This window comes from Flavobacterium sp. U410 (genome assembly GCF_053570605.1).
In genome coordinates, this window is the sequence record NZ_JBSEFI010000022.1 from 12,588 (window position 1) to 39,176 (window position 26,589).

Here is a 26,589-nt window from a genome sequence, read left to right on the forward strand (position 1 = left end):
AGAATTTTAAAAGAGCTACTTGTAATAGTAGCTCTTTTTTTATAGCCTAATCTTAAATTTATCCTAACTCTGACAAATAAAAAAACATTACATTTGTAGGTTAGAAAGTAAAAAAATATTAATGAAAGACATTAAAAACATTTCGCGCTCAAGAGCGCAAGAGTCCTCGGCAGCTATTGAGAGACTGTATATTACAATGAGACACTTGTTCAACAGAGGTTTTTACAAACCCATGGGAGTTTCCGGTGATACATTAAGAGAAGCCTTATTGCAATTGCGACCAGAAATTTACGGATCAATTGCAGAAGAAAAGGTAGAATTAAACGGATTGTTATACGTTATCGAGCGTCTTCCTATCGGAATCGAACAATGTCGTTATATCAATTTAACTTCAGACGAAGGCTATTCAAAATCGCATTTCAAAGCTATTGTTCCACCTAAGAGGAGACGTAATTGTTATCGTATTGATGAGGAACAAATGAACGTAGAAATCACTCGCGGACGTTCAGACATTTATGATATTTTAACACATTTGACCTTTATTTTTGTGGAATCGCATAAAATTATGGATCGTGTTTTAATTGATGACGAAGGAAAAGTTTCTCGTGATTGGGAAAAAATTGAGCAAGTAGTACAGGAAAAAGAAGAACTTTCATTAGAAGAAAGAGAAGTTGCTATTTCGCATGCAGCTAATGTTCTAGGACGTACATTTGCTGAGGTTCAGGAAATCTACGATAAATTTGCAATAGCCGAACAACCGGATCGTTTTTTACATGTTATCTATTGGTTAGGAAAAATTGCCATTGAAGAAGTGGTAGATAATAATAAAAGAACCATTACGTTTAGTCCAATATTAAGAGAACGTTTAGGGCATCATATTTATGGAGAAATTTGGGCTGATGCTATTAAAAAAGTATTAGTAGAAAACCATTTAATAGAAAGACCTATTCACATTATTAGTGCCAATATGCACAGTGTAATGAATTCGGTTTTTGCAGAACCCGTTTTAGGTAAAAAGTATAAAGATGCAGCCGATTTTCAAATTTTTGAAGATTTGAGTAAATCAGGAAGTAATGATTTGAGAAATAAAGTAGAAGAATATGCTTTAAAACAAGGAATGGTATTTTTACCTGATGCTTCCGGAACCAATATCGATGTTCAAATTTTTGATACCGCTAAAGTAGACTTCAAAAAAACTATTTTTCCAGAAGCTAAATTAGAACCAGGAAAAGAACCTGTGTTAATTGTGATGGATTATGCTTTTGGAGAGCAAGCTTTTGAAACTATAGATGAATTATTGAAGCCATATAAAGCAGATAAAAAAAATAAGATATTTCTAAATGTAGAATCCGTTTCTATCATGGGTAAAGCCGGTATTTTACAAGGAGGAAAAGGAGATATTATGATTCCTTCCGCTCATGTGAATGAAGGTACAGCCGATAATTATCCTTTTGATAATGAATTAACAGCTGATATGTTTGAAGGAAATGGAATTCCGGTTTTTGCCGGACCAATGATTACCGTTTTAGGAACATCACTTCAAAACAAAGATTTATTGAAGTTTTTCCACGAATCGACTTGGCAAGCCATTGGATTAGAAATGGAAGGAGCGTATTATCAAAAAGCCATTCAGTCAGCCTCAAAAATCAGAAAAAGTATCAATCCAAATGTAAAAGTACGTTATGCTTATTATGCCTCTGATAATCCATTAGAAACAGGAAGTACATTGGCTTCTGGCGGATTGGGAACAACGGGTGTTAAACCAACCTATTTGATTACTATTAAAATTTTGGAACAAATCTTTAATATAAATTAACCTTAAAAAATGAGTACAAATTCTCAAGACCAAGAAATCGATTTAGGACAAGTATTTCAAAAGATCAATGGTTTATTTCAATCATTGGTAAATAAAATCTTTGACGTAATTCTTTTTATTAAACGCAATAGTATCTACATAGGGCTGATTTTAATAATAGGTCTAGGTCTAGGATATTATATGGATAAGACAAATAAAACGTATACTCATGAAGTAATTGTAACTCCAAATTATAGTAGCGTTGATTATTTGTACTCAAAAATAGCATTGCTTAATGCTAAGAAAATAGAAAATGACACATTGTTCTTTAAAGAGTTAGGTTTTAAAAATATTAAAAAACTAGGTAGTATAAAAATTGAACCTATAATTGATATTTATAAATTTATTGATGGTAATCCGGAAAATTTCGATTTGATTAAATTAATGGCAGAAGATGGAGATCTGACTAAGATCATTGAAAATGAAGTAACCAGTAAAAATTATCCGTATCATTCAATCACCTTTTCAACAAAAGAAAATACTAGTTTAGAAAGTACAGTAAAGCCATTATTGAAATTCTTAAATGACTCAGAGTATTACTCGTCCATTAAGACACAATATTTAGAAAATCAAAAAAATAAATTTAATACTAATGATAGTATTATCAAACAAATAGATAAGTTGGTTGAAGGTTTTTCAAAATCTGCTTCTAGTGCTTCAAGAACTGATAAAATGGTTTATATTAGTGACAATAATCAGATTAATGAAATTATTAACACAAAAAATAATTTGATAAAAGACCAAGGCGATATTAAAATTAGTTTATTAAATAATGACGAAATAATTAAAGAAGTAAGCTCAACACTAAACATAAAAGCTACAAAAGGATTAAATGGAAAAATGAAATTGGTAGTTCCGATAGTATTTTTGTTTTTATTTTTTGTTTTTGTTTCAGTAAAGAATTTTTATAAAAATCAGTTAGCCAAAAGAAATTTAGCTTAAATGAAAAATATTTTAGTAACAGGAGGAGCCGGATTCATTGGTTCTAACTTTGTTCCTTATTTTGTAGAAAATAACGAAGACTATTACTTAGTCAATTTAGATGCTTTAACGTATGCAGGAAATTTAGAGAACGTTAAAGAAGTTGAAGGACATCCGCGTTATACTTTTGTAAAAGGAAATATTTGCGACAGAGATTTTATTGACAATTTGTTTCACAAGTATCAATTTCACGATGTGATTCACTTTGCTGCCGAGAGTCACGTAGATAATTCTATTTCAGGACCGGAAGCATTTATTAAAACCAATGTTTTAGGAACATTTAATTTATTGGATGCAGCCCGAAAATTATGGATGAATGGACCCAATGAATACAAAACTGAATTTCAAAACTCTCGTTTTCATCATGTGTCAACCGATGAGGTATACGGAACTTTAGGCGAAACCGGTTTGTTTGAAGAGACAACGCCTTATGCGCCAAACAGCCCTTATTCAGCATCAAAAGCGGGTTCTGATATGATTGTTCGAAGCTATTTCCATACGTATGGAATGAATGTGGTGACCACAAACTGTTCAAATAATTATGGACCAAAACAGCACAATGAAAAGCTAATTCCAACCATCATCAGAAAAGCATTAACCGGAGAAAACATTCCAATTTATGGCGATGGTAAAAACGTTCGCGATTGGTTGTATGTCTTGGATCATTGCAAAGGAATTGAATTAGCGTTCAAAACCGGAAAATCAGGTGAGACCTATAATATTGGCGGAAGAAATGAAAGAAATAATCTCTATATTGTAGATAAAGTTTGTGCTATTTTAGACGAAATAAAACCCAAACAAACCGGAAGTTATAAAGAACAAATTACTTTTGTAAAAGATCGTCCGGGACACGATATGCGTTATGCTATTGATGCTACTAAAATAGAAAATGAGTTGGGCTGGAAAGCCGATGAAAATTTTGAAACCGGAATTGTAAAAACCATTGAATGGTATCTTGATAAATTTGTCAATTAAACAATAAGTCAATGTGCCGATGTTTACAATGTATCAAGTGAAATAAAAATTATAAGCATGATAACATTTAATGAAAAGTACAAAGACAATTTAATTTTGTTGAAAAGTTTTGAGTTTGCTAAAAAGATTGTTCAATATACTGAGAGGTTAGAAGAAAATAAAAAATTTGTTATTGCAAATCAATTATTAAAATCTGGAACATCAATTGGTGCGAATATTAAAGAAGCTCAAAGTTCAGAGCCGATTTTATTCATAAGATTAAAATTGCTATGAAAGAAGCTGATGAAACTGAATTTTGGTTATTTCTTTGTAACGAATTAGAAAATTATCCTAATACTGAAGAATTATTAAATGATATTTTTGAAATACTTAAGATATCTAATAAAATAATTGCTTCTACAAAAAATATGAATAATAAATAATTGGCACATTGACGTATAGTCTAATTGCCGTATTAAAAACATGAAAGGAATAATATTAGCAGGAGGTTCAGGTACACGTTTGCATCCGTTAACATTAGCGGTGAGTAAACAATTGATGCCTATTTACGATAAACCCATGATTTATTACCCGTTATCAACGTTGATGTGGGCAGGAATTCGCGAAATATTAATTATTTCAACACCTCAAGACTTGCCTTTATTCGAAAAATTATTAGGTGATGGTTCTCAATTAGGATGCCGATTTGAATATGCAGTGCAAGAGCATCCTAACGGATTAGCAGAAGCTTTTATCATCGGAAAAGAATTTGTAGGTAATGATAAAGTCGCGCTTATTCTTGGAGATAATATTTTCTACGGAACAGGTTTAGCAGAGTTGTTACAAGCCAACAATAATCCCGAAGGAGGAATTGTTTACGCCTATCATGTTCACGATCCGGAACGCTATGGTGTAGTTGAATTCGATAAAGAAGGAAAAGCACTTTCTATTGAAGAAAAACCGCTACAGCCTAAATCCAATTATGCTGTTCCCGGAATTTATTTCTATGATAACGAAGTTTTAGAAATTGCAGCTAATATTAAGCCGAGTCCGCGTGGCGAACTAGAAATAACAGATGTGAACAAAGCCTATTTAGAAAAAGGGAAATTGCAAGTTTCTATTTTGGATAGAGGAACGGCTTGGCTAGATACTGGAACATTTAAATCTTTGATGCAAGCCGGACAGTTTGTTCAGGTTATAGAAGAGCGTCAAGGATTAAAAATCGGGGCCATTGAAGAAGCCGCTTTCGAGATGGGCTATATTAATGCGGAACAATTAAAAATGTTAGCAGAACCTTTGTTAAAGAGCGGTTACGGAAAACATTTAATCAGTTTAATTTAAAAAATTGTTTTAAGTTTCAGATTCTTTGTTGTTGAATTTGAGATTGAAATTGGACATTGTTGATGGAATTTATAGAAACCAAATTACAAGGATGTTTTATCCTTGAACCCAAAATAATTAAGGACGAAAGAGGCTATTTCATGGAAAGTTTTAACGAAAAAACATTTGCCAACGGAATAGGTCAAGAAGTTCATTTTGTACAAGACAACCAATCGTTTTCTTCAAAAGGTGTTTTGCGCGGATTGCATTATCAAACAGGCGAGCATGCTCAAGCTAAATTGGTTCGTGTTTTACAAGGAGAAGTATTAGATGTTGCAGTCGATTTACGTCCCAATTCCCCAACTTACGGGCAATATGAATCGGTTCTATTATCGGGTGAAAACCAAAAACAATTTTTCGTTCCAAGAGGTTTTGCTCACGGATTTTTAGTGTTAAGTGAAACGGCAACTTTCTTTTATAAATGCGATAATTTCTATAATAAAGAAAGTGAAGGCGGATTGATCTATAATGATCCGACACTAAACATTGATTGGAATTTTCAAGAATCGGAATTACTTATTTCCGAAAAAGATACTATTTTACCCACACTAGAAAACGCTAAAAAAGTATGGTAGTTTTAGTCACGGGTGGCAATGGCCAATTAGGACAAGCTTTACAATCGGTTGCAGGACAATATCCTTCAATCGATTTTGTGTTTTGTGATTCATTAGCATTAGATATTACTAATTTTGAACAATGCAAAACGGTTTTTAACCGATACAAGCCTAATTTTTGCATCAATGCGGCGGCTTATACCGCAGTGGATAAAGCCGAAAGCGAGCCCGAAAAGGCATTTGACATCAATACAAACGGATCCGAAAATTTAGCTTTAGTATGCAAAGAATGGGATACCATTTTGCTTCACGTTTCAACCGATTTTGTTTTTGATGCCTATTTTTCTAATGGAAAGTCATTTTATGACAGAGAATTGCGTTTGCCTTTAAAAAGCGAATCGGGTTTACAAGAAACCGATGTTCCGTTTCCAAGCGGTATGTATGGGTTGACCAAATTACAAGGAGAACAAGTGATTCAAAACTCTTGGAAAAAACATTTTATCATAAGAACATCTTGGGTGTATTCTGAGTTTGCCAATAATTTTATGAAAACCATGTTACGATTGGCTTCTGAACGCGATACACTTTCGGTAGTTGATGATCAAATTGGAACACCAACCTACGCCGTTGATTTAGCCCATGCTTTAATAAAAATTATAAATACTTGTCATTCTGAACTTGTTTCAGAATCTCATTTCGGAATTTACAACTTCAGCAACGAAGGTCAATGTTCTTGGTACGAATTTGCCGCAGAAATATTTACTCAAAAAGGAATTACCATCGATTTAAAACCTATTCCCACTTCCGCATATCCAACGCCTGCTAAAAGACCGGGCTATAGTGTATTAGATAAGACCAAAATAAAAACTATATTTGATGTATCTATCAAAGATTGGAAAGAGAGTTTAAGTGTTTGCCTTTCAAAAACATAGTTATGCGAAGAATTTTTGCCCTTTTACTTTTATTTAGCCTTAGTTTGTTACATTCGCAAGAAAAGGACAAAAATGCAATCTACATTGATGCTCAATTTTTTAGAGGAAATATCATAAAACACGCGGATTATGTTGGACATTTAATTACCGGACATCCCGATGGTTTTTTGCTAGGATTCAATTGGAAAACCCATGGAAAAAACGAATGGGAGCAAGTATATGATTATCCTGATTATGGTATTTCATATCAATATATCGATTTTAAAAATCCCTATTTAGGTTACAACCAAGCCATAGGTATCCATTATAATTTTTATTTTTTCAACAGACATTTGATGTTCCGAATTTCTCAGGGAATCGGAATGACTTCTCATCCTTATAATAGAGAAACCAATAATAAAAACAATGCTTTTGGTACTAAAATATTAGACAACAATTACTTTTTATTACAATATCAAAAGCAAAATCTATTCGGAAAAATAGGTATCCAAGCCGGATTTTTTTTAACACACTTCTCAAACGGAAGATTTAAAGCGCCTAACAGTGGTATCAATACAATTGCTTTTAATGTAGGATTAAATTATAATTTAGAAGAAGAAAAAACATTTATACATGATAGTTTACCACCAAGCAGTATTTATAAAGAACGAATAAAATATAATATTGCTTTCAGAACCGGACGCTCAGAAGCACCAGTGCCGGGATTAGGGCAACGACAGTTTTATCATATCGGATTATATGCTGATAAACGAGTTGGGAGAAAAAGTGCCATTCAGTTAGGAACCGATGTTTTCTTTTCAAGATATCTAAGAGATTATATTAAATTTGTTTCAGTAGCTTTTCCAAAAGATCATAAGGAGTATGAAGATCCCAATACGGATTATAAACGAATAGGCATATTTGTAGGGCACGAATTGTTTATCAATAAATTATCAGTTGAAACACAGTTTGGATATTATGTGTACAAACCATTTGACTATGAAACGAGTGTTTATCAGCGTGTTGGATTAAAATACTATGTGTATAAGAATTGGTTTACCGGAGTAGGACTAAAAACACACGGAGGAAGAGCCGAAGCTATTGAAGCGACGGTTGGGATTAGATTGTAGTCAAAGAAAGAAAATAGAGAAAAGAATCTAGAAGAAAGACTTGTCATGCTCTGCATAACAAAACATCTTATCAAATTTAATATGAACAAAATAATTTACCTATTACTTTTAATACTAACGGTTAGTTGCGGTATTTCTGAAGATTGTTTTAAAGGTAATGGAAATAGCGTAACGCAAACGTATCCTTTTACCGATTTTACTAAGGTGAAAGTATATGCTGGCGTGGGTTTAGTGGTTAAAGAAGGTCCAGAATATGAGGTTAAAATTGTAACCAGTGAACATATTATTGATGATATTGAAGTTACGTTACAAGACGACATGTTAGTAGTCAAAGACAATTCGTCTTGTAATTTAGCACGCGATTATGGTTTGACTAAAGTGTATGTAACGGCTCCAAATTTAGAAGAAATACACAGTAAAACCGAACAGAGAATTGAAAGCGATGGCATGTTGCATTATGGTTTACTGCGACTCTTTGCTATGGGCGAAGATGGTGATGGAGCAGGAATAGGCGATTATTATATTAATCTGGAATCAACAGGACAATTAGTGGTGGAAAGCAATATGGTAGCCAATTTTTATATCAATGGTTCAGTTGGTGAAATGCTACTGAATTTTTATTTTGGTGATGGACGTTTTTACGGTGAAAATTTTGAAGCGGAAACGATAAAATTCTACCATAGAGGTTCAAACGATATGATTGTAAAGCCTATGCAGCGCATAGAAGGACAAATTGTAGCGACAGGAAATGTAATTTTAAAAAATACACCTCCAGAAGTTGAGGTGGAGGAATTATATACAGGTCATTTAATATATGAGTAGAAAATTGATGTAGGTCTCTAAAAATTATAATTAAGCGTTTGTGATGAAGAAAAATAAATTATTTTTGTATAAAAAACGATATATGAAAAAATCTTTTTTAACTGCCTTTGCTGCAGTGGTTTTATTAATTGCTTGTAAAAATGGGGAAAAAGAAGCAATAATTATGAAAGAATCTATAAACCCTAATTTCAATGTAGAGGTAGATGCATATGTTGCAAAGAAAGATGGTTTTGGTTTGTATTTTTCTGAAGATAATACGGTTAATTTTACTCCAGAAAATGTAGTTTGGTGCGATATTAAGCCTAAAACACAAGCGGCAAAAGCTTATTTTGAAATTCCAGAGGAGCGTTTGCCTACACATATTCGTCTTGATTTTGGTTTTAATAAAGAACAAGATTCAGTTGTAATTAAGAATATTAAATTAAACTATTTAAAGAATAGTTTTGAAATCAAAGGTTCTGAATTCTTAAATTATTTTTTAAAAAACGACGAAATAAAAACAAAAATAGATTCTGTTAATAATACATTTATTATTTATAGAGAAGGGATAGAATACAAAACTCCTTTTTATTATCCAAATGAAAATTTAGTTGTCAAATTAAGAGAGTTAACAGGAGTTCCTGCAAAAACTCAAAATGTTCAACAATAGAAATTGGATAATCCTATTTTCTAATAGGTCATTTTAAAAATTAATTCATGGGTTTTGCACAGAAAACAAACAAAATATTATTAATCAATTTTTTGGCACTTTCTGTGTTGCAGGGATTAAATATTTTATTACCATTTCTTACGATACCTTTTATTATTCAAAAAGCAGGAATTGCGTCTTTTGGATTGTTAAGTTATGCTCATACACTCGCATTGTTATTTGTAGTAGTGGTAGAATTTGGTTTTAACACTACTACAACGCGAGAAATTTCGATACATTCTGAAAATAAGCAGAAAGTAGAGCAAATTTATGGAGAAGTGTTCACGTCAAAAATGGTTTTATTAGGCATATCTTTTTTAGTATTTTCTGTTTTTGTGTGCACGGTGGAAAAGTTTAGAGCGCACCTAGGCATTCACTTTTTGTACTTTGGAATTGTTATAGGAAATGCTTTTTTCCCATTATGGTTATTTCAAGGCTTGCAAAAAATGAAATACATTACTTATATTAATGTGTTTTTTAAAAGCATTTTTACGTTTTGTATTTTTCTTTTTTTAAAAGATAATTCAAATATTTGGGTGGTGCCTTTTTTTTTATCTTTAGGAGCAATTACTTCTGGTATAGCATCACTATTTGTGGCACATTATAAATTTGGCATTTCATTATATTTAACTAGTTTTAATAGTGTAAAAGAACAATTGAAAAGTGCCTATCATCTGTTTATGTCTGAAATTTATATGGCTGTTATTGCTTATTCAGGCGTTCTTATTTTAGGTTTTTTTAGTAATAATAGCATCGTGGGTATTTATGCTACTGCCGAAAAAGTTATTCGCACAGCAGGAAGCATGCTTTCACCAATTATTAGTGCACTATTTCCACACGTCTCTAAAATGATGCACGAAGAACCCAGAAAAGGAAAATTGTTTTTAGAAAAGATTAAAAACTGGGGTATTTTATTAATTGTCGCAACTACAATTGTTGTGTTTTTTCTTGCAGATTATATTTTTCTAGTTATTTTTGGAACGGAGAACTCCGAGAGTGTTTTAGCCTTCCGTATTATGATTTTGTTTCCATTATTTTCATTTTTAGACCAATTGTATGGTAAACTTGTTTTGGTTACACTTGGTAAATCGGCTTTGTTTTTTAAGGTACTTTCGGTTATATCTATTATGGGGATGTTGATAAATATAGTATTTTCGTATAAGTTAGGTTATATTGGCACAGCAATAGCAAGTACAGTCATTCAATTTACTTTCGCTCTAGGAATGTATCTTTCCGCTCAGAAGGCCTTAAAAGCAACTACAAAATGAAAATATGTATTATTATAGGAGATATTACCCAAAAAGCAGGTACAGAACGTGCTGTTTCTAGTCTTTGTAATGGGTTGTTAACATATTTTCCTTCGGATTATGAAATAACAATTATTAGCGTGTTTTCAAATTTCGAGGATAAACCCTTTTATCCGTTAAATTCAAAAGTAAAAATTACTCATCTTAATAAGCCTTTTCAGTATAATAGCCTTACCAAAATATTTTGGTATTCTGATTTGATACAAAAAGTTAAAAAAATAAACGAAAAAGAAAAATTTGATTATTTATTAGGTACGGTTTATGTTTTTAATGTATTGTTATCGTTAATTACAAGAGGAAGTCAAACCAAAACTATTGCATGTGAACACGAAATATATGAGTATCCTTCCAAATTTGCGCAAATTGTTCGTAATCAAGTTTATGCAAAATTTGACAAAGTAGTGCTATTAACACAAGCGGAAAAAAACAAATTTTCATTTTTAAAAAATGCGGTTATTATTCCTAATTCGTTGCCTTTTGTTTCCAATAAAAAATCTAATGGAACCGCAAAGCAAATAATTGCTGTAGGAAGACTTACCTATCAGAAAGGATTTGATATACTGATAGAAATTATGAAAAAAGTGCATCAACAAGCACCCGATTGGAAGTTGAACATTTATGGAGAAGGAGAAGATTTTAATGCGTTACAGTACCAAGTAGAAGCTGAAGAATTAACTCATATTGTACATTTAAAAGGATCAACGCAAAATATAGCAGATAAGTATGCGGAAAATAGTATTTTTGTACTTACGTCACGTTGGGAAAGTTTTGGACTGGTTATTTTAGAAGCTATGAATAGTGGATTACCTGTAGTTTCTTTTGATTGTGATGGTCCAAAAAGTATTATTAAGGACTGTGAAAATGGATTTTTAGTGCCAAGATTCAATACCGATGAATTTGCAAATCAAATGCTGCAGCTAATAAATAATACGGAGAAAAGACAAAAAATGAGCAAAAAAGCGATAAAAGATTCTCAAAACTATGATGAAAGCCATATAATTTCAATGTGGGATAACTTATTTAGAAACTAACTTTTCATTTTGTGTTCATTTGTTACCTTTAAAAATTAAATAATAATCGAACAAACTATGATACATTTGCTTTTTCAAAAACTAATTGCGAAAACTGGAAAAAATTATCAGATAGATGACAATATACCAAAATCGTTACTTATACGTTCGTTATATGTTAGAGGTATAATGTTGTTACGTGGTTTTATATGTTTACAAAAGCGAATTTTTTTAGGGAGAGGTAGCAAGATATTAAATAAAAAAAATATCATTTTCGGAAGGAATATAACTTTTGAAAATCATGTAAGTATTGATGGATATGCTAAAAACAAACTTGTTTTTGGTAACAATGTGAAGATAGGTGAACATTCATGGGTGTCTTGTACAAGCCATTTTTCAAAATATGGACAAGGTTTTACCATTGGAAATAATTCTGCTTGTGGAAAATTTTGTGAATTTGGTGCAGCAGGAGGAGTAACTATAGGTAATGATGTTATTATGGGCTCTTACATTAGTTTTCATTCTGAAAATCATAATTTTAATGATATGACACAACTTATCCGTGAGCAAGGAGTCACTTCAAAAGGAATTTCCATTGGAAATAACGTGTGGGTGGGTGCAAAAGCTACTTTTTTAGACGGAAGTGTTGTCGGAAATAATTGTGTGGTAGCTGCAGGTTCAGTAATAAAAGGGGTCTTTCCTGATAAAGTCGTGATAGGAGGTGTTCCGGCTAAAATTCTAAAAACAATTACGTAATGAAATTGGTACTAAACAAATCTTTTTTTTATCAATTGTTCTTTGCATTTTGCGTTGTCATTCCATTTTTTAACAGTTATGAATTGTCATTTTTGTGTTGGGGAATCGCAATTATTTTAACACTGAAAAAACGTTTTTCAACGTTATTCTCAGTCCATTTGCTTTTATATATTTTAATCTTAGTTGTTGCGATTTTGACGAGTTTTTTTTTCAAATATAAAACTTATTTTATTGTTCGTGATATTACTTATTTATTAAAACCTATAATGGGTTTACTTTTAGGCTATCAGTTTTATAAAGAAAGACTTGTAATAAACCCACTTGCTTTTTTAATGAAAGCAGGTATTATTATGGCTGTTGTACATCTTGTTTTAGTGGGTTATGGTGTTGTTTTTCAAGGATCTAGAAGCGTAGCTGATATTCGGTATTATGGGGGTTATTTGAATGACTATGAAATTTATACTTTTATCATCTTATTGTTCCATAAGAAATTTGGTATCGATTTACCTAAAAAACGTTATTATTTATATCTTTTAATCTTTTTACTTTCGAGTTTCTTTTATTTAGCTAGAACTAATTTTATTCAATTTTTCATTTTGTTTTTTGCTGTAAAAGGTTGGTTAATCCTCAACAAAAAAACTATTGTAATATTTGCATCATTATTTACGATTAGTATTTTATCCTATGCAGCAATTTATCAATATAATCCTAAGCGAAGCGGAAGTACTACAGATGAGTTTTTATATAAAATAAAATTAATACCCTTTGAAGCTTTTTCTACCAAAATTAATAGAAATGATTGGAGAGATTTTCATGACCATTACCGTTCATATGAAAATGTTCGAACCATTGAGCAACTTTCATTTAATAATACGTTACTTTTTGGTGAAGGCATAGGTTCACAAGTCGATTTGAAAATAAAAGTACATTTGAATGATATGTTTTTACGACGAATTTCAATATTACACAATGGATTTATGACTATTTTGCTAAAATCAGGTGTGATAGGATTGTTCTTGTTGATACTGTCTATATTATTCTTTTTTAAAAAATTTAAGGCTTATAATGAGTTGGATAAAAACATTAATTATCTTTTTTTAGGAACGGGTGTTTTTCTACTTTTATCATATTGGGTTTTTATGGGATTTTATTACGCATTAGATGCGAAGTCTCTACTCATTGGTTTTTTATTTGCCGTTAAACACAAATTAGCACAAGACAACAAATGATAAATGTCCTTTTTATTCATCAATCGGCTGAACTTTACGGTTCAGATAAAACGCTTTTAATTCTTTTAAAAGAATTAGATAAAAGTAAAATATTGCCAATAGTTGTACTGCCTGAAATAGGACCCTTATCAGTAGAACTAGAAAAGGAACAAATAGAAGTAATAGTTGCCCCAGTATTAAAATTACATAGAAATATATTTAAGCCCAGCAATCTTTTTAAATTTATTAAAGACTTTTTTAAAGGAATAAAGGTTTTAAATAAAATATTAAAAACTAAAAAGATTGATTTGGTTTATTCAAATACATTAGCTGTTTTATTAGGTTTTTTAGCTTCAAAATGGTTGAAAATTCCGCATGCTTGGCATGTTCATGAGATTATAGAATCACCAAGTTTTATTACATCATTTTATAGACTTTTACTTAACAATAAAACAAATGAATTAGTTTTGTTTAATTCTAAAGCAACTCAAGAATTTTGGAAAATTAACTCAAATAATGTTGTGGTTTGGAATGGAATAGAACCTTTTTCCAGTCTAATTTTTGAAGAGTCAAGTTCAAAAAAGAGTATAAAGATAGCATTAGTGGGGCGAATAAGTCGTTGGAAAGGTCAACAATTGTTATTAGATGCATTCTATAACCTTCAAAAAGATGAATTTGATATAGAATTATTTTTTGTAGGCTCTGCTCCTCCTAATCAGGAGCATTTTTTAATGGATTTACAGACTAAAATTAGCGGATTAAATTTAGATAATAAAGTAAAAATTATTCCTTTTCAAAGAGATATTGAAACGATTTGGAGATCAATAGATATTGCGGTAGTACCTTCTACTGAACCCGAGCCTTTCGGAATGGTTGCCATTGAAGCAATGATGGCAGGAAAACCCGTTATTGGGGCAAATCATGGAGGACTAAAAGAAATTATAATACCTGATGAAACTGGTTTGTTATTTAAACCTAATGACCAAAAAGATTTAGAGTCTTGTCTTAAGAAATTAATTGAAAATCAAAAATTAAGAGAAGAATTAGGTAAAAATGGTCTTCAAAGAGCAATAAATGTTTTCTCGGTTAAAAATTATGCGAAAACAATTGAAGATTTATTACTAAAAGTTTAATGTCAAAAAAAATAAAAAATTATACTTTTGCTTTCATTAAAGATTAAGGTATGAAGATTGCGATTCTTGGAACAAGAGGTATTCCCAATTATTATGGAGGCTTTGAACAATTTGCAGAATATTTTTCAGTATATTTAGTAGAGAAAGGTCACGAGGTATATTGTTACAATTCTCATAATCATAAATTTCAAGAGAAAAATTTTCAGGGTGTAAGTATCATTCACCAATACGACCCAGAATATAAATACGGAACCTTTGGGCAGTTTATTTATGATTATAATTGTATCATGGACTCTCGTAAACGTGATTTTGACATCATCTTACAATTAGGATATACCAGTAATTCTATTTGGTTTTTCTTAATGCCTAAAAAATCCATAAATATTATTAACATGGACGGTTTAGAGTGGAAACGTTCCAAATATTCTTGGCCTGTACAACAATTTCTAAAAGTAGCAGAATGGCTGGCTGCAAAATCTGGAGATTTCCTAATTGCAGATTCAATAGGTATTCAAAAGCATCTCAAAAAGACATATCAGAAAAATTCGACATATATAGCCTATGGTGCGCATTTATTCTCTTCTCCTAATGAAGATTTACTGAAGCTTTACAATGTAGAAAAAGAGAAATACAATATGGTGATGGCTCGTTTTGAGCCGGAGAATAATATTGAGATGGTGTTAGAAGGAGTAGCTTTAAATACTTCAGATAAAACACCTATATTAATCATTGGGAAACATGAAACAAAATATGGAGAATATTTAAAAAATAAATTCAAGGAGTATTCAAATATTAGATTTTTAGGAGGTATCTATAACATTGAGCACTTAAATAATTTAAGATATTTTAGTAACATATACTTTCACGGACATAGTGTAGGAGGAACAAATCCTTCTCTTCTTGAAGCAATGTCATCAAAAGCTTTAATTGCCGCACATAACAATGAATTCAATAAAGGAGTATTAAAGAAGTATGCCTTTTATTTCAAAAATGCCGAAGAAGTTAAAAACCTTTTATGTACTGTTAAAAAAAGTGATAACTTGCAATGGGTTAAAACCAACTATGAAGCAATAGAAAAACAGTTTAATTGGAATACCATAAATGAACAGTATTTACAGTTTTTTGAAGAATGTTTGGCAAGATTTAAAAGAAAGTCAGAAAACTAATAGTTTTTTTATTCCTTTTTTGCTTTTATTGGTTACGATTCCTTTGCCTTTAGGAGTTAACAATATAGCTTTAGCTAGTTTAGGGCTGTTTTTTTTAATTAACATCAAAAAATTAACCTTTAAGAAATCAATAGAATTATGGACTCCCATTCTACTATTTATTTGGATGTTTCTGTCTTATTTTTGGTCAATTGACAAAGAGCGGACACTGAGAGCTATTCCTAAAGAAATAGTGCTTTTAATTCTTCCTTTTCTGTCGCTATTTCTTCCTTTTTTTAATCAAAGAATAAAAGAGAAAATTTTAAAATACTATAGTTTTTCAATTGTAATTTTAGCTTTTGTTTTTATATCGAGAGCTTTAGTTAGGTATCTTTTAACAGGCGATAATAGAGTCTTTTTTCACCATGGCGAGTATGAAGATGATTTTGGTTTGGTTCCCAAATTGCTCAATGCCATTCATATTTCTGTCTTTGCAGCCTTAGCGTTCTTCTATTTTTTCACTAAAGCAATAAAGACAAAAGTAGATTATGTAAGCTCGGCTTTCTTGTTTGTTTTTATTCTTTTATTGGCTTCCAAAAATATAATATTGATCTTTGTATTATTGATTTTTACCTACGTGTTTTTCTTTGCCAAAGTTTCTCATAAAGTGCGTTTGAGAAGTGCAAGTATAATTGTACTTGGAGTTATTATACTATTGTCCTTTAGCAGAATTAGAGAACGGTTTTTGGTTGAGTTTCAATCGAATACAGATAAAGGGTTGAGTGAAGATATCACTACAATTAATACACAAGGTGTTCATGTTGTTAGTATTTATGAGGCCTGGAATAATGAAAAGTTTTCGTTTGGAGATTATTTTCCGGGAACAGCTTTTAGGGTATATCAAGTTCGAATGTTTTTTGAACTTTTAAAAGAAAAATCTATTTTCTGGAAAGGTTTTGGACTCAATGCCTCAATTAGCAAATTACAGGAGAAAGAAAAAAAATATAATTTATATCCGGGATATGGCAATCTAAATTTTCACAATCAATACATTCAAAATTTTGCCGAATTAGGGTTTATTGGATTTCTATTATTGATTATAATGTTAGCTTTGTCACTATATTATGCCATTAGGACAAAAGATTTTATGCATATTGCTTTTACAATTCTGATGATAAGCTTATTTTTGACCGAATCATTTTTGTGGCGACAAAGAGGAGTGGTGTTTTTTAGTGCCTTTTATTGTTTGTTTGCCATATCAACTACTACAAAAAATACAAGATGAAAAGAATATTAATTACCGGAGCAGCCGGATTTTTAGGATCTCACTTATGTGATCGTTTTATTGCCGAAGGCTATTATGTCATAGGAATGGATAATTTGATTACTGGAGACCTTAAGAATATTGAACATCTGTTTAAAGAAAAGAATTTCGAATTTTATCATCACGATATAACCAAGTTTGTTCACGTTCCGGGTCAACTAGATTATATACTACATTTTGCTTCACCGGCAAGTCCGATTGATTATTTGAAAATTCCTATTCAAACGCTAAAAGTTGGAGCAATGGGAACACATAATTTATTAGGATTGGCTCGTGTAAAAAAAGCACGAATTTTAATTGCATCTACTTCTGAAGTGTATGGTGATCCACTAGTACATCCACAAACGGAAGACTATTATGGAAATGTAAATACCATAGGGCCGAGAGGAGTTTATGATGAAGCGAAACGTTATCAAGAAGCTATCACTATGGCATATCATACGTTTCACGGGTTGGAAACTAGAATCGTTCGTATTTTTAATACCTACGGACCAAGAATGCGATTGAATGACGGACGTGTAATTCCGGCATTTATCGGTCAAGCTTTACGCGGTGAGGATTTAACGGTTTTTGGTGATGGAAGCCAAACCCGTTCTTTTTGTTATGTAGACGATCAAGTAGAAGGAATCTTCCGTTTGTTACATTCAGATTATCATTTGCCGGTAAACATCGGGAATCCGGATGAAATAACGATTAAAGACTTTGCAGACGAGATCATCAAATTGACAGGGACAACTCAAAAAGTAATTTACAAAGAATTGCCGGTTAATGATCCACTGCAACGTCAACCAGATATTACTAAAGCTAAAGAACTATTAGGCTGGGAACCTAAAGTAGGACGTGCAGAAGGAATGAAAATAACGTATGACTATTTCAAATCGCTTTCTGCAGAAGAGTTAGCCAAAGAAGAACATAAAGATTTTACTAATTTCATTCACTAAATTATAATAGTGCAAAAAAGATATTCAAAATATTTAAGACTTTTGAGTTATTTGTTAGATGTTAGTTCTATACTAATACTTTTTCCTTTTTTCTATAAGGATGAGCTATTGATAAACGATATTTTTTTTGGTTGTTATTTGTTTTTAAGTTGGACTATATTATCTTTTTTTATAAGGTTCTATCAAATCTATAGATTTACGCCCTATACAGAAATTTTAGGAAAAATAGTTAAGCAAATGGCTTTGTTTTTACTTTTGGTAATCGCATTTTTCCCATTTTATAAGTCTGCTATTTTTAGCGGTAGAGCTACAGCGTTTTATATTAGTTCAATTACATTACTGGTTGTGATTTTTAAAACCGCTTTTTTTTATTACCTCAAGAAATACAGAATTATTACAGGTAATAATTTGAGAAACATTATCATTGTGGGGTATAACAGTAAGGCTCTTGATTTGAAAAAAATTTTTGAAACAAGAACTGACTATGGATATGTTTTTAAAGGTTTTTTTTCCGATAGAAAAACAAATAATTTGATTAAGGGAAAAATAGCGGAATTAAAAACTTTTGTTTTCGAAGAGAAAATTGATGAGATTTTTTGTTCTATAGATGAAATCACAAACGAGCAGCAAAAAGAATTAATTGATTTTTGTGATGAAAATAAAGTTGAGATAAAATTTATACCGGATGCTAAATTGATTTTCTCAAAAAACATGAGCGTGAATCATTTTGAAATGTTTCCCGTACTTTCTTTAGAAAAATCACCTTTAGACAATTATTATACTAGTCTTTTTAAAAGATTTTTTGATGTATCATTTTCCTTATTTGTAATAGTATTTCTATTATCTTGGTTGACTCCAATTTTAGGATTGTTAATTTTATTAGAATCAAAAGGACCTATTTTTTTTAAACAAAGTCGACCTGGTTTAAACGAAGATGAATTCTTATGTTATAAATTTCGTTCGATGAGATTAAATCAAACGACAGAGCAAGAGGCTTCAAGAAATGATCCAAGAGTGACAAGGATAGGTAAATTTATTCGAAAAACCAGTATTGATGAATTACCGCAATTCTTTAATGTTTTATTGGGAGATATGTCTATTGTAGGGCCGAGACCACATCTTTGGACGCAGAATAAAAACTACGGAAAACGGATCAAAAAATATATGGTAAGACACCATGTTAAACCAGGTATTACTGGTCTAGCTCAAGTAAAAGGTTGTAGAGGAGAAATTGAAACTGATGAAGATATGATAAACAGAATTAAATATGATGTTTTTTATATCGAGAACTGGTCTTTTTTTTTAGATATTAAAATTATTATACAAACAGTGATAAATATTTTTAAAGGCGAAGAAAAAGCATACTAATGAAATTGGTTTCCATCATAACACCCACATTTAATTCAGCTAAGTATATTGCTGAAACAATCCGTTCTGTTCAGGATCAGACCCATGACAACTGGGAAATGATAATTATTGATGATGGTTCTTCTGATGAAACAGAAAACATTGTTGTTTCATTAAAAGAAAAAGATCAACGTATTCATTTTTATAAATTAAATCAGAATTCCGGACCAGCTATAGCAAGAAATACAGGTATAGAAAAAGCAAAAGGAGATTATATAACCTTTCTAGACGCTGACGACATCTGGTTTCCTAAGTTTATAGAAACCAGTATTGCAACCATTCAAGAAACAAATATTCCATTTGTATTTTCTTCCTATAGAAGAGGCAATGAACAACTTGAATTTGTATATTCCGATTTTATTGTTCCTCAAAACGTAACATATACAGATATTTTAAAGTCAAATTCGATTAGTTGTTTGACCGCTTTTTTAGATGTGAAAACTCTAGGAAAGAAGTTTATGCCTGTTATTAGGAAACGTCAGGATATGGGACTTTGGCTCCAATATTTAAAAGAAATTCCATTTGCTTATGGAATTCAAGAACCACAAGCTATTTACAGGATCAGAGAGAACTCACTTTCTCGTAAAAAATCAGATTTGATTAAATACCAATGGCAATTCTATCGACAGGTAGAAAAATTAAATATCTTCCAATCTGTTTATTATATGTTGCATTGGATGTATCGAGGATTTTTAAAATATAGAAATTAATATTTGTCGCGAAAGATTTATAAATCCGATTGAAATTGTTTCAATTTTCCTCTTGCGGTTCGTTTCAAAACGTCTTTTCTATTATAGGTAAAATGCAATCCGGGTTCCAAGTATTTGGCAATCGCGTTTTCAATTTCGGCTATTTGTTCTAACGTCAATTCGTTTTCGCTTACATAATCAATTTCAAAAGAATCCAATGTTTTTTGGCGCACAATAAATTCCTTTACATTGCCGTCGTCTTCAATAATGCTTTTGGTTACATAGTAAAAAGTCAGTCCGGGCGATTTTTTTCCGCTTGGTAGTAAAGCAACATCACTGGTTCTTCCGACTAATTTTTTTAGAATCGGTTTTTTAGCGGTGCTTCTTTCGTCCAAAATTCCCACGTCGCCAATTTCATAACGAATAAAAGGATGTGCTTTATTGTCTAAGGAAGTAATAACTACTTTCCCTTCCGTGCCATTTGGAACCGGTTGATTGTTTTCGTCCAAAATTTCCACAAATAAGGTTTCGCTGTTCACTTGCCATTCACCTTGCGGATTTTGAAACGCAATTAAATCCAATTCCGAAGCGCCATATTCATTGACGATGGGAATTCCCAAATACGTTTCTAGCAATTTTTTGTCTTCTTCAAACAACATTTCCGAAGTTACCATACAGACTTTTAAGGTCGGACAAACATCCGTTAAAATGATGTTGTGCTGTTGTAAAAATTTGGCAAACAAAACTATCGAACTCGTATAACCATTGATGTAGTCAAATTTTTTGGTTTTAAAATGTTCCAAAACACCTTCCAAAACTTTATCTGATAAATCAAAAATAGGAAAACGGTATCTTCGGCTCAAAAAATCTTTGAAACGTTCTTTATAATACCCTATTTTATCTAATGGAATGCCATAAAACCGAGCTTGATATGATGAATTAAAATCAACACCAAACCAACTAAAACGGTAAATAATAGAAGACCACGTTAAAGCATGTGCTTGTTTATCTTTAGCAAAAATAAAAGGATCGCCGCTTGAACCCGAAGTTTTATTCACAAAAACAGTTTTTTCTGTATAACCTTCAGAAAGTCTTTCTGCTAAAGGTTTTTGAAGATGTTTTTTAGTCAAAACCGGCAAATCGTTCCAAGAAGCAATCGTTTTGTTGCCCACTAAATTTTTGTAAAAAGGATTGTGTTTCAGATGAAAATCGACAATAGCTTGTTTTCGGTTTTCAACAAAATCAGGGTATTCAGCTGCTGGAACGGCTACAAATGAAGCAAACTCTTCTTGTGCTTTGGCAATAGGAAAGCCGTTTAATTGTAAGCTAAGATCGAATAGTTTCAGCATTGCTTTGGATTTGTTCAAAAATATAAAAATTATAGCAAAAAAATTCTTTTCTCTTTCTTCTTTAGAAAATGTATTTTTGCAGAGAATTAACAACACTATCTGAACCATTCAGATTAAAAACAACACAACAATATGAATATTCTTCTTTTAGGTTCTGGTGGCCGCGAGCATGCATTGGCTTGGAAAATGTTACAAAGTGATAAATGTAGCCAACTTTTTGTTGCACCGGGAAATGCAGGAACAGCACTAATAGCTAAAAATGTAGCCCTTAACCCAAACGATTTTGAAGCTGTAAAACAATTGGTTTTAACAGAAAAAATCGAAATGGTGGTGGTAGGTCCGGAAGATCCTTTGGTAAATGGGGTTTATGATTTTTTCAAAAACGATGCTGAATTGGCTTCAATTCCTGTTATCGGACCTTCAAAATATGGAGCACAATTAGAAGGAAGTAAAGAGTTTGCCAAAGAATTTTTGGTGAAACACAATATTCCAACCGCTCGTTACGAAAGTTTTACAGCTGAAACAGTTGAAAAAGGCTATGCTTTTCTTGAAACGTTAAGCGCACCTTATGTTTTAAAAGCAGATGGTTTAGCCGCTGGAAAAGGCGTTTTGATTTTGAACGATTTGGCAGAAGCAAAAGCGGAATTAAAAAATATGTTGGTTGATGCTAAATTTGGATCAGCTAGTGCTAAAGTTGTCATCGAAGAATTCTTAAGCGGAATAGAATTAAGTTGTTTCGTTTTAACGGATGGTAAATCGTATAAAATTCTACCAACAGCGAAAGATTACAAAAGAATTGGCGAAGGTGATACAGGTTTAAATACCGGTGGAATGGGAGCAGTTTCTCCGGTTCCGTTTGCAACACCTGAATTTTTAGCTAAAATTGAAGATAGAGTTGTAAAACCAACAGTTGCTGGTTTGCAAAAAGACAATATCGATTACACAGGATTTGTGTTCATTGGTTTAATTAAAGTTGGCGATGATCCGTTTGTAATTGAATACAATGTTCGTATGGGTGATCCGGAAACAGAAGTAGTAATGCCACGTTTAAAAAGTGATTTAGTTGAAATTTTTGAAGCAATGGCTAAACAAGAATTGGACAAAGTTACTTTAGAAATTGACGAAAGAGCTGCGACTACAATTATGATGGTTTCTGGTGGATATCCGGAAGATTATGAGAAAGGAAAAGTTATTACAGGAATCGAAAAGGTAACAAATTCAATAGTTTTCCATGCAGGAACTGCTTTAAAAGATGGGGAAGTAGTGACTAATGGAGGGCGTGTTTTAGCGGTTACCTCTTATGGAGAAACGTATCAAGAAGCTATTGCACAATCATACCAAAGTATTGACAAAATTGCTTTCGATAAAATGTACTTTAGAAAAGATATTGGTTTTGACTTGTAAAGGTTAAACCAAAACCATAAAAAAAGTCCCGAATGATTCATTCGGGACTTTTTCTATAATTATTTCAAGAAAGAGTGAGCAGTTGTATCTTGCTCGTCTTCGTTGTTTGCTTTGAAAATACTTAATTGTTTCATCCAATAAGCAAAAGCTACACAACAAATGATCATAAAAATCCAGTTAATTGTGTTAGCAGCCCACCAGTTTTCTAATTCTAGTGCTCTTAATGCATCATAAGGTTTAAGTAAAAAATCAACAAACAATGATTGTATAGCCTCAAATAATGATTTCATCTTGATAATGTATTATATTTACACCACAAAAATATAAAATATCCTGATGATTACAAGTATTTTTAATAAAACTAGGCCGTTAAATTATTTATTACTAGGTGCTGCCTTACTTGTAACCTCATTTTTATACTTTTTCTTCAATCAACTTTTTACTGACGGACTACATTCTATAGGATATTTTGTGTTGTATTTTTTTGTGTTAGGCTTTAGTGTTGCGTTGGTCGATTTTATTGCTGTAAAGAATAGTTTGACTAAAGGAAACAATTATGCCGTTGCACTTTTCTTTATTTTTATCTTATTTTTTCCGAAGACTTTTGAAAATGGAGAGATTCTAATTTCTAATCTTTTTTTGCTTTTAGCACTTAGGCGATTGATTTCCATAAAGTCTTTAATTGCCACGAAAGAAAAAATTTTTGATGCGTCCTTTTGGATATTTTTGGCAACTCTTTTTCACTTTTGGAGTATTCTGTATATCGCTTTAGTGTTTATAGCTATTATTTTGCATGCTGCGGGTGATTATCGCAATTGGATTATCCCTTTTATTGCTTTTTTTACTGTTGGGGTTTTGTTTTCGATGGTTAACTTGATGATGGACAACCAATTGTTACCGCATTTGTTAAACCAATCTTTTTTTAGTTTTGATTTTACGTATTTCGAAAGTATTTATCAAAATATTGCGTTGGCGTTATTTTCTTCGGTTGCCTTATTGTTTTTCATCAATATGATTTTCACGTTGCAAGGAAAACCGTTAAACATGAAATCGTCCTTTAAAAAATTGATTTTTTCATTTTTATTAGGGATTGCTATTTATGTGTTTTCGGCTAATAAGAATAACAGCTGTTTGATTTTTAGTTTAGCACCTCTTTCTATTATGGGAGCCAATTTTTTTGAAGGAATAGAGAACAAAATCCTAAAAGAAGTCGTTTTTGATGTTTTACTCCTTTTAGGAATTGTATTTTTTGTAGCGTCTTTATAACTTGCTTCCGTAAGCTAAATCGCCGGCATCGCCTAGTCCCGGAACAATATATTTTTTATCGTTCAGTTTTTCGTCCAAAGCTGCTACCCACAAATGACAATTTTCAGGAAGATTTTCTTCAAGAAAAGCAATGCCTTCCGGAGCTGCAATAACAACAGTAATGTGAATTTCTTTCGGTTTTTGTTCCAAATGTAATTGGTTTAAAACAGCCACTAATGATTGACCAGTTGCCAACATCGGGTCGATTAAAATTAAATTTTTGCCTTCAAAAGATGGAGCCGCTTGATATTCCACCAAAATTTCAAATTGATCATCGTTGTTATAATGATGGCGATAAGCCGATACAAATCCGTTTTCTGCATCGTCAAAAAAGTTCATAAAACCTTGATGTAAGGCCAAACCAGCTCTTAGAATAGAACACAAAACTACAGGTTCCGCGATAGTTGTCGTACTTTTAATTCCTAAAGGTGTTTGAACATCAATATTTTTATAATCTAAGGTTTTACTCAATTCGTAAGCCATAATTTCGCCTATGCGTTCTATGTTTTTACGAAAACGCATGCTGTCTTTTTGAATGGTAACATCACGTAATTGCGTTAAAAAATGATTTAAAATACTGTTTTGTTCTGAAATATAATGGATATGCATAAGTCAAAATTTATGAAATGTTTCTAGGATAAAAGTATAAAAACTATATTTGTAAATAAAATTTAAAATCATGTTTGCAGAATTTGCTTTTCCCATCTTTGAACAAGCTATTAAAGACTATCATATAATTGACGATGTGTACCAACCGGTTAAGAATCCGTATGAAAAAGGCACTATAGAATATTTATTATATGCTAAAAATTGGGTAGATACAGTACAGTGGCATTATGAAGACATTATTCGTGATCCGCAAATTGATCCGGTGGCAGCATTAGACCTAAAACGCAAGATAGATGCTTCAAACCAGGTTCGTACGGATATGGTAGAATTTATTGACAGCTACTTTCTTCAAAAATACAAGGATGTTCAGGTAAAACCGAATGCTAAAATCAATACGGAAAGTCCGGCTTGGGCCATTGACCGTTTGTCTATTTTGGCTTTAAAGATTTACCACATGAGCGAAGAAGCTAATCGTGAAGAAGCTACAGCAGAGCACCGTGCAAAATGTCAGGAAAAACTGAATGTTCTTTTGGAGCAAAAAAGTGATATGTACACTTCTATTAACGAATTGTTGACAGATATTGAGAACGGAGACAAATACATGAAGGTGTACAAACAAATGAAAATGTACAACGACGAGGAATTGAATCCGGTGTTGTATCAAAATAAGAAGTAAATATTGGATGGCTAAGCCTAAACATATTTTAGTTATCAGGCTCTCAGCTATGGGCGATGTCGCAATGACGGTTCCCGTGTTGAGAGCTTTTTCTTTGCAATATCCCGAAGTTAAAATCACAGTGGTTTCCCGACCGTTTTTTGCGCCTTTTTTTGATGGAATTTCGAATGTCACTTTTTTCGGTGTTGATGTAAAAGGGCGGCATAAAGGTTTTGTAGGGTTATTGCGTTTGTTTTTCGATTTGTGCCAATTAAAGATTGATGCCGTTGCGGATCTGCACAATGTATTACGCTCAAAAGTGGTACGGACTTTATTTGCACTAAGCGGAAAGAAAGTCGCTGCAACTGATAAAGGCAGAGCCGATAAAAAAGCGTTAACACGAGCGGAAAACAAAGTTTTTGCACTAGTGAAATCAATGTTTGAAAGACATGTGGAAACCTTTGAAAAATTAGGTTTTCCCATTGCTTTAGAAAATCCAGTCTTTCCCCAAAAAGCACAACTTTCAAATGAAATTCTTGAAATTACGGGAGAAAAAGCTCAAAAATGGATTGGAATTGCACCTTTTGCACAATATGAAACCAAAGTGTATCCGCAAGACTTAATGCAAACAGTAATTAATGGTTTAGCTGAAAATACCCATCAAAAAGTCTTTTTATTTGGTGGGGGCGAAGCAGAAATTAAAAAGTTAAATCAGTTGCGAAACCAACATGAAAATGTGGTGGTGGTTGCCGGAAAATTGAAGTTTCAACAAGAATTAGATTTGATTTCCAATTTAGATATAATGCTTTCAATGGATAGTGGTAATGCTCATATTGCAGCTATGTTGGGCATAAAAGTAATTACCCTTTGGGGCGCTACACATCCGTATGCAGGATTTAAGCCTTTTAATCAACCGTATGATTTTTGTATCACTGCTGATAGAACTCAATATCCGTTGTTACCAACATCTGTTTATGGAAATAAAAAAGTGGAAGGTTATGAAGATGCAATGCGAAGCATTTTACCAGAAACAGTTATAGATAAAATAAATAAGGAGCTTAATTAAGCTCCT

26 protein-coding genes and 1 pseudogene are annotated in these 26,589 nt (G+C 32.0%); 24 read left to right on the forward strand and 3 right to left on the reverse strand.

Going from position 1 to position 26,589, the window contains the following annotated elements; all coding sequences use genetic code 11:
* The first annotated feature begins 121 nt into the window (after positions 1–121).
* From ACUSJC_RS13765 to ACUSJC_RS13860, 20 genes and pseudogenes are all read left to right on the forward strand, one after another.
* Entirely contained in the window at positions 122–1,816 is a 1,695-nt protein-coding gene (locus tag ACUSJC_RS13765) for a DUF6909 family protein (RefSeq protein WP_449270138.1), read from the forward strand.
* A 9-nt stretch (positions 1,817–1,825) separates the two neighbouring features.
* Entirely contained in the window at positions 1,826–2,797 is a 972-nt protein-coding gene (locus tag ACUSJC_RS13770) for a hypothetical protein (protein ID WP_449270139.1), read from the forward strand.
* On the forward strand, positions 2,798–3,811 hold the full coding sequence (rfbB, locus tag ACUSJC_RS13775) for a dTDP-glucose 4,6-dehydratase (protein WP_449270140.1): 1,014 nt from the start codon (positions 2,798–2,800) through the stop codon (positions 3,809–3,811).
* Between the two features lie 57 nt (positions 3,812–3,868).
* Positions 3,869–4,233: pseudogene (locus tag ACUSJC_RS13780) on the forward strand (four helix bundle protein).
* Between the two features lie 40 nt (positions 4,234–4,273).
* Entirely contained in the window at positions 4,274–5,131 is an 858-nt protein-coding gene (gene rfbA / locus ACUSJC_RS13785) for a glucose-1-phosphate thymidylyltransferase RfbA (RefSeq protein WP_449270141.1), read from the forward strand.
* 62 nt (positions 5,132–5,193) lie between these two features.
* Positions 5,194–5,745, forward strand: a complete 552-nt coding sequence (gene rfbC, locus ACUSJC_RS13790; RefSeq protein WP_449270142.1) for a dTDP-4-dehydrorhamnose 3,5-epimerase — start codon at positions 5,194–5,196, stop codon at positions 5,743–5,745.
* Positions 5,739–6,656, forward strand: a complete 918-nt coding sequence (gene rfbD, locus ACUSJC_RS13795) for a dTDP-4-dehydrorhamnose reductase (protein WP_449270143.1) — start codon at positions 5,739–5,741, stop codon at positions 6,654–6,656. The genes rfbC and rfbD overlap by 7 nt, the downstream gene beginning before the upstream one ends.
* 2 nt (positions 6,657–6,658) lie before the next feature.
* Positions 6,659–7,765, forward strand: a complete 1,107-nt coding sequence (locus tag ACUSJC_RS13800; protein WP_449270144.1) for an acyloxyacyl hydrolase — start codon at positions 6,659–6,661, stop codon at positions 7,763–7,765.
* Between the two features lie 81 nt (positions 7,766–7,846).
* The gene (locus tag ACUSJC_RS13805) at positions 7,847–8,587 is read left to right on the forward strand and encodes a head GIN domain-containing protein (protein ID WP_449270145.1); all 741 of its coding nucleotides are present in this window, start codon (positions 7,847–7,849) and stop codon (positions 8,585–8,587) included.
* Positions 8,588–8,669: 82 nt separating this feature from the next.
* Positions 8,670–9,236, forward strand: a complete 567-nt coding sequence (locus ACUSJC_RS13810; RefSeq protein WP_449270146.1) for a hypothetical protein — start codon at positions 8,670–8,672, stop codon at positions 9,234–9,236.
* Positions 9,237–9,283: 47 nt separating this feature from the next.
* Positions 9,284–10,543 carry an oligosaccharide flippase family protein gene (locus tag ACUSJC_RS13815; RefSeq protein ID WP_449270147.1) on the forward strand — a complete coding sequence of 420 codons (1,260 nt, stop codon included), beginning with the start codon at positions 9,284–9,286 and terminating at the stop codon, positions 10,541–10,543.
* Positions 10,540–11,613, forward strand: a complete 1,074-nt coding sequence (locus ACUSJC_RS13820) for a glycosyltransferase family 4 protein (RefSeq protein WP_449270148.1) — start codon at positions 10,540–10,542, stop codon at positions 11,611–11,613. The genes ACUSJC_RS13815 and ACUSJC_RS13820 overlap by 4 nt, the downstream gene beginning before the upstream one ends.
* A gap of 57 nt (positions 11,614–11,670) precedes the next feature.
* On the forward strand, positions 11,671–12,348 hold the full coding sequence (locus ACUSJC_RS13825; RefSeq protein WP_449270149.1) for an acyltransferase: 678 nt from the start codon (positions 11,671–11,673) through the stop codon (positions 12,346–12,348).
* 35 nt (positions 12,349–12,383) lie between these two features.
* Positions 12,384–13,577 (forward strand): hypothetical protein, encoded by a 1,194-nt coding sequence (locus tag ACUSJC_RS13830; protein WP_449270150.1) that lies wholly within the window; start codon positions 12,384–12,386, stop codon positions 13,575–13,577.
* On the forward strand, positions 13,574–14,689 hold the full coding sequence (locus tag ACUSJC_RS13835) for a glycosyltransferase family 4 protein (protein ID WP_449270151.1): 1,116 nt from the start codon (positions 13,574–13,576) through the stop codon (positions 14,687–14,689). Before ACUSJC_RS13830 ends, ACUSJC_RS13835 begins: the two co-directional genes overlap by 4 nt.
* 50 nt (positions 14,690–14,739) lie before the next feature.
* Positions 14,740–15,855 carry a DUF1972 domain-containing protein gene (locus ACUSJC_RS13840; protein WP_449270152.1) on the forward strand — a complete coding sequence of 372 codons (1,116 nt, stop codon included), beginning with the start codon at positions 14,740–14,742 and terminating at the stop codon, positions 15,853–15,855.
* A complete protein-coding gene (locus ACUSJC_RS13845) occupies positions 15,791–17,119 on the forward strand; it encodes an O-antigen ligase family protein (protein ID WP_449270153.1) in 1,329 nt (442 codons plus the stop codon). The genes ACUSJC_RS13840 and ACUSJC_RS13845 overlap by 65 nt, the downstream gene beginning before the upstream one ends.
* The gene (locus ACUSJC_RS13850; RefSeq protein WP_449270154.1) at positions 17,116–18,099 is read left to right on the forward strand and encodes a UDP-glucuronic acid decarboxylase family protein; all 984 of its coding nucleotides are present in this window, start codon (positions 17,116–17,118) and stop codon (positions 18,097–18,099) included. The genes ACUSJC_RS13845 and ACUSJC_RS13850 overlap by 4 nt, the downstream gene beginning before the upstream one ends.
* A gap of 9 nt (positions 18,100–18,108) precedes the next feature.
* Complete coding sequence (locus ACUSJC_RS13855) at positions 18,109–19,467, forward strand: undecaprenyl-phosphate glucose phosphotransferase (RefSeq protein WP_449270155.1); 1,359 nt, start codon at positions 18,109–18,111, stop codon at positions 19,465–19,467.
* Positions 19,467–20,216, forward strand: a complete 750-nt coding sequence (locus ACUSJC_RS13860) for a glycosyltransferase family 2 protein (protein ID WP_449270156.1) — start codon at positions 19,467–19,469, stop codon at positions 20,214–20,216. The genes ACUSJC_RS13855 and ACUSJC_RS13860 overlap by 1 nt, the downstream gene beginning before the upstream one ends.
* Positions 20,217–20,233: 17 nt before the next feature.
* Here the strand turns inward: ACUSJC_RS13860 and ACUSJC_RS13865 are convergent, their stop codons facing one another.
* Complete coding sequence (locus ACUSJC_RS13865; protein ID WP_449270157.1) at positions 20,234–21,544, reverse strand: phenylacetate--CoA ligase family protein; 1,311 nt, start codon at positions 21,542–21,544, stop codon at positions 20,234–20,236.
* A gap of 132 nt (positions 21,545–21,676) precedes the next feature.
* On the opposite strand from ACUSJC_RS13865, the gene purD reads away from it, so the two are divergent.
* The gene (gene purD / locus ACUSJC_RS13870) at positions 21,677–22,948 is read left to right on the forward strand and encodes a phosphoribosylamine--glycine ligase (protein WP_449270158.1); all 1,272 of its coding nucleotides are present in this window, start codon (positions 21,677–21,679) and stop codon (positions 22,946–22,948) included.
* A gap of 59 nt (positions 22,949–23,007) precedes the next feature.
* Here the strand turns inward: purD and ACUSJC_RS13875 are convergent, their stop codons facing one another.
* On the reverse strand, positions 23,008–23,238 hold the full coding sequence (locus tag ACUSJC_RS13875) for a DUF6341 family protein (protein WP_449270159.1): 231 nt from the start codon (positions 23,236–23,238) through the stop codon (positions 23,008–23,010).
* A gap of 46 nt (positions 23,239–23,284) precedes the next feature.
* On the opposite strand from ACUSJC_RS13875, the gene ACUSJC_RS13880 reads away from it, so the two are divergent.
* Positions 23,285–24,214, forward strand: coding sequence for a DUF6427 family protein (locus tag ACUSJC_RS13880; protein ID WP_449270160.1), 930 nt, complete (start codon positions 23,285–23,287; stop codon positions 24,212–24,214).
* On the opposite strand, the gene upp is transcribed toward ACUSJC_RS13880, so the two are convergent.
* On the reverse strand, positions 24,209–24,862 hold the full coding sequence (gene upp, locus ACUSJC_RS13885) for a uracil phosphoribosyltransferase (RefSeq protein ID WP_449270161.1): 654 nt from the start codon (positions 24,860–24,862) through the stop codon (positions 24,209–24,211). The two genes, ACUSJC_RS13880 and upp, sit on opposite strands and share 6 nt — an antisense overlap.
* A 70-nt stretch (positions 24,863–24,932) precedes the next feature.
* On the opposite strand from upp, the gene ACUSJC_RS13890 reads away from it, so the two are divergent.
* Together ACUSJC_RS13890 and ACUSJC_RS13895 are read left to right on the forward strand one after the other, a co-directional pair.
* Positions 24,933–25,538 carry a DUF4254 domain-containing protein gene (locus ACUSJC_RS13890; protein WP_449270162.1) on the forward strand — a complete coding sequence of 202 codons (606 nt, stop codon included), beginning with the start codon at positions 24,933–24,935 and terminating at the stop codon, positions 25,536–25,538.
* A 7-nt stretch (positions 25,539–25,545) separates the two neighbouring features.
* Positions 25,546–26,583 (forward strand): glycosyltransferase family 9 protein, encoded by a 1,038-nt coding sequence (locus tag ACUSJC_RS13895; protein ID WP_449270163.1) that lies wholly within the window; start codon positions 25,546–25,548, stop codon positions 26,581–26,583.
* Positions 26,584–26,589 lie beyond the last annotated feature (6 nt).

What these genes read in the sequence shown, in the direction of transcription:
- purD (WP_449270158.1), top strand. Translation starts at nt 21,677, where the DNA reads ATGAATATTCTTCTTTTAGGTTCTGGTGGCCGCGAGCATGCATTGGCT.
- rfbB (WP_449270140.1), top strand. Translation starts at nt 2,798, where the DNA reads ATGAAAAATATTTTAGTAACAGGAGGAGCCGGATTCATTGGTTCTAAC.
- ACUSJC_RS13765 (WP_449270138.1), top strand. Translation starts at nt 122, where the DNA reads ATGAAAGACATTAAAAACATTTCGCGCTCAAGAGCGCAAGAGTCCTCG.
- ACUSJC_RS13825 (WP_449270149.1), top strand. Translation starts at nt 11,671, where the DNA reads ATGATACATTTGCTTTTTCAAAAACTAATTGCGAAAACTGGAAAAAAT.
- ACUSJC_RS13840 (WP_449270152.1), top strand. Translation starts at nt 14,740, where the DNA reads ATGAAGATTGCGATTCTTGGAACAAGAGGTATTCCCAATTATTATGGA.
- ACUSJC_RS13800 (WP_449270144.1), top strand. Translation starts at nt 6,659, where the DNA reads ATGCGAAGAATTTTTGCCCTTTTACTTTTATTTAGCCTTAGTTTGTTA.
- rfbA (WP_449270141.1), top strand. Translation starts at nt 4,274, where the DNA reads ATGAAAGGAATAATATTAGCAGGAGGTTCAGGTACACGTTTGCATCCG.
- ACUSJC_RS13890 (WP_449270162.1), top strand. Translation starts at nt 24,933, where the DNA reads ATGTTTGCAGAATTTGCTTTTCCCATCTTTGAACAAGCTATTAAAGAC.
- upp (WP_449270161.1), bottom strand. Translation starts at nt 24,862, where the DNA reads ATGCATATCCATTATATTTCAGAACAAAACAGTATTTTAAATCATTTT.
- ACUSJC_RS13865 (WP_449270157.1), bottom strand. Translation starts at nt 21,544, where the DNA reads ATGCTGAAACTATTCGATCTTAGCTTACAATTAAACGGCTTTCCTATT.
- ACUSJC_RS13805 (WP_449270145.1), top strand. Translation starts at nt 7,847, where the DNA reads ATGAACAAAATAATTTACCTATTACTTTTAATACTAACGGTTAGTTGC.
- ACUSJC_RS13880 (WP_449270160.1), top strand. Translation starts at nt 23,285, where the DNA reads ATGATTACAAGTATTTTTAATAAAACTAGGCCGTTAAATTATTTATTA.
- ACUSJC_RS13835 (WP_449270151.1), top strand. Translation starts at nt 13,574, where the DNA reads ATGATAAATGTCCTTTTTATTCATCAATCGGCTGAACTTTACGGTTCA.
- ACUSJC_RS13850 (WP_449270154.1), top strand. Translation starts at nt 17,116, where the DNA reads ATGAAAAGAATATTAATTACCGGAGCAGCCGGATTTTTAGGATCTCAC.
- ACUSJC_RS13845 (WP_449270153.1), top strand. Translation starts at nt 15,791, where the DNA reads ATGAACAGTATTTACAGTTTTTTGAAGAATGTTTGGCAAGATTTAAAA.
- ACUSJC_RS13860 (WP_449270156.1), top strand. Translation starts at nt 19,467, where the DNA reads ATGAAATTGGTTTCCATCATAACACCCACATTTAATTCAGCTAAGTAT.
- ACUSJC_RS13820 (WP_449270148.1), top strand. Translation starts at nt 10,540, where the DNA reads ATGAAAATATGTATTATTATAGGAGATATTACCCAAAAAGCAGGTACA.
- ACUSJC_RS13810 (WP_449270146.1), top strand. Translation starts at nt 8,670, where the DNA reads ATGAAAAAATCTTTTTTAACTGCCTTTGCTGCAGTGGTTTTATTAATT.
- rfbD (WP_449270143.1), top strand. Translation starts at nt 5,739, where the DNA reads ATGGTAGTTTTAGTCACGGGTGGCAATGGCCAATTAGGACAAGCTTTA.
- ACUSJC_RS13770 (WP_449270139.1), top strand. Translation starts at nt 1,826, where the DNA reads ATGAGTACAAATTCTCAAGACCAAGAAATCGATTTAGGACAAGTATTT.
- ACUSJC_RS13815 (WP_449270147.1), top strand. Translation starts at nt 9,284, where the DNA reads ATGGGTTTTGCACAGAAAACAAACAAAATATTATTAATCAATTTTTTG.
- rfbC (WP_449270142.1), top strand. Translation starts at nt 5,194, where the DNA reads ATGGAATTTATAGAAACCAAATTACAAGGATGTTTTATCCTTGAACCC.
- ACUSJC_RS13875 (WP_449270159.1), bottom strand. Translation starts at nt 23,238, where the DNA reads ATGAAATCATTATTTGAGGCTATACAATCATTGTTTGTTGATTTTTTA.
- ACUSJC_RS13895 (WP_449270163.1), top strand. Translation starts at nt 25,546, where the DNA reads ATGGCTAAGCCTAAACATATTTTAGTTATCAGGCTCTCAGCTATGGGC.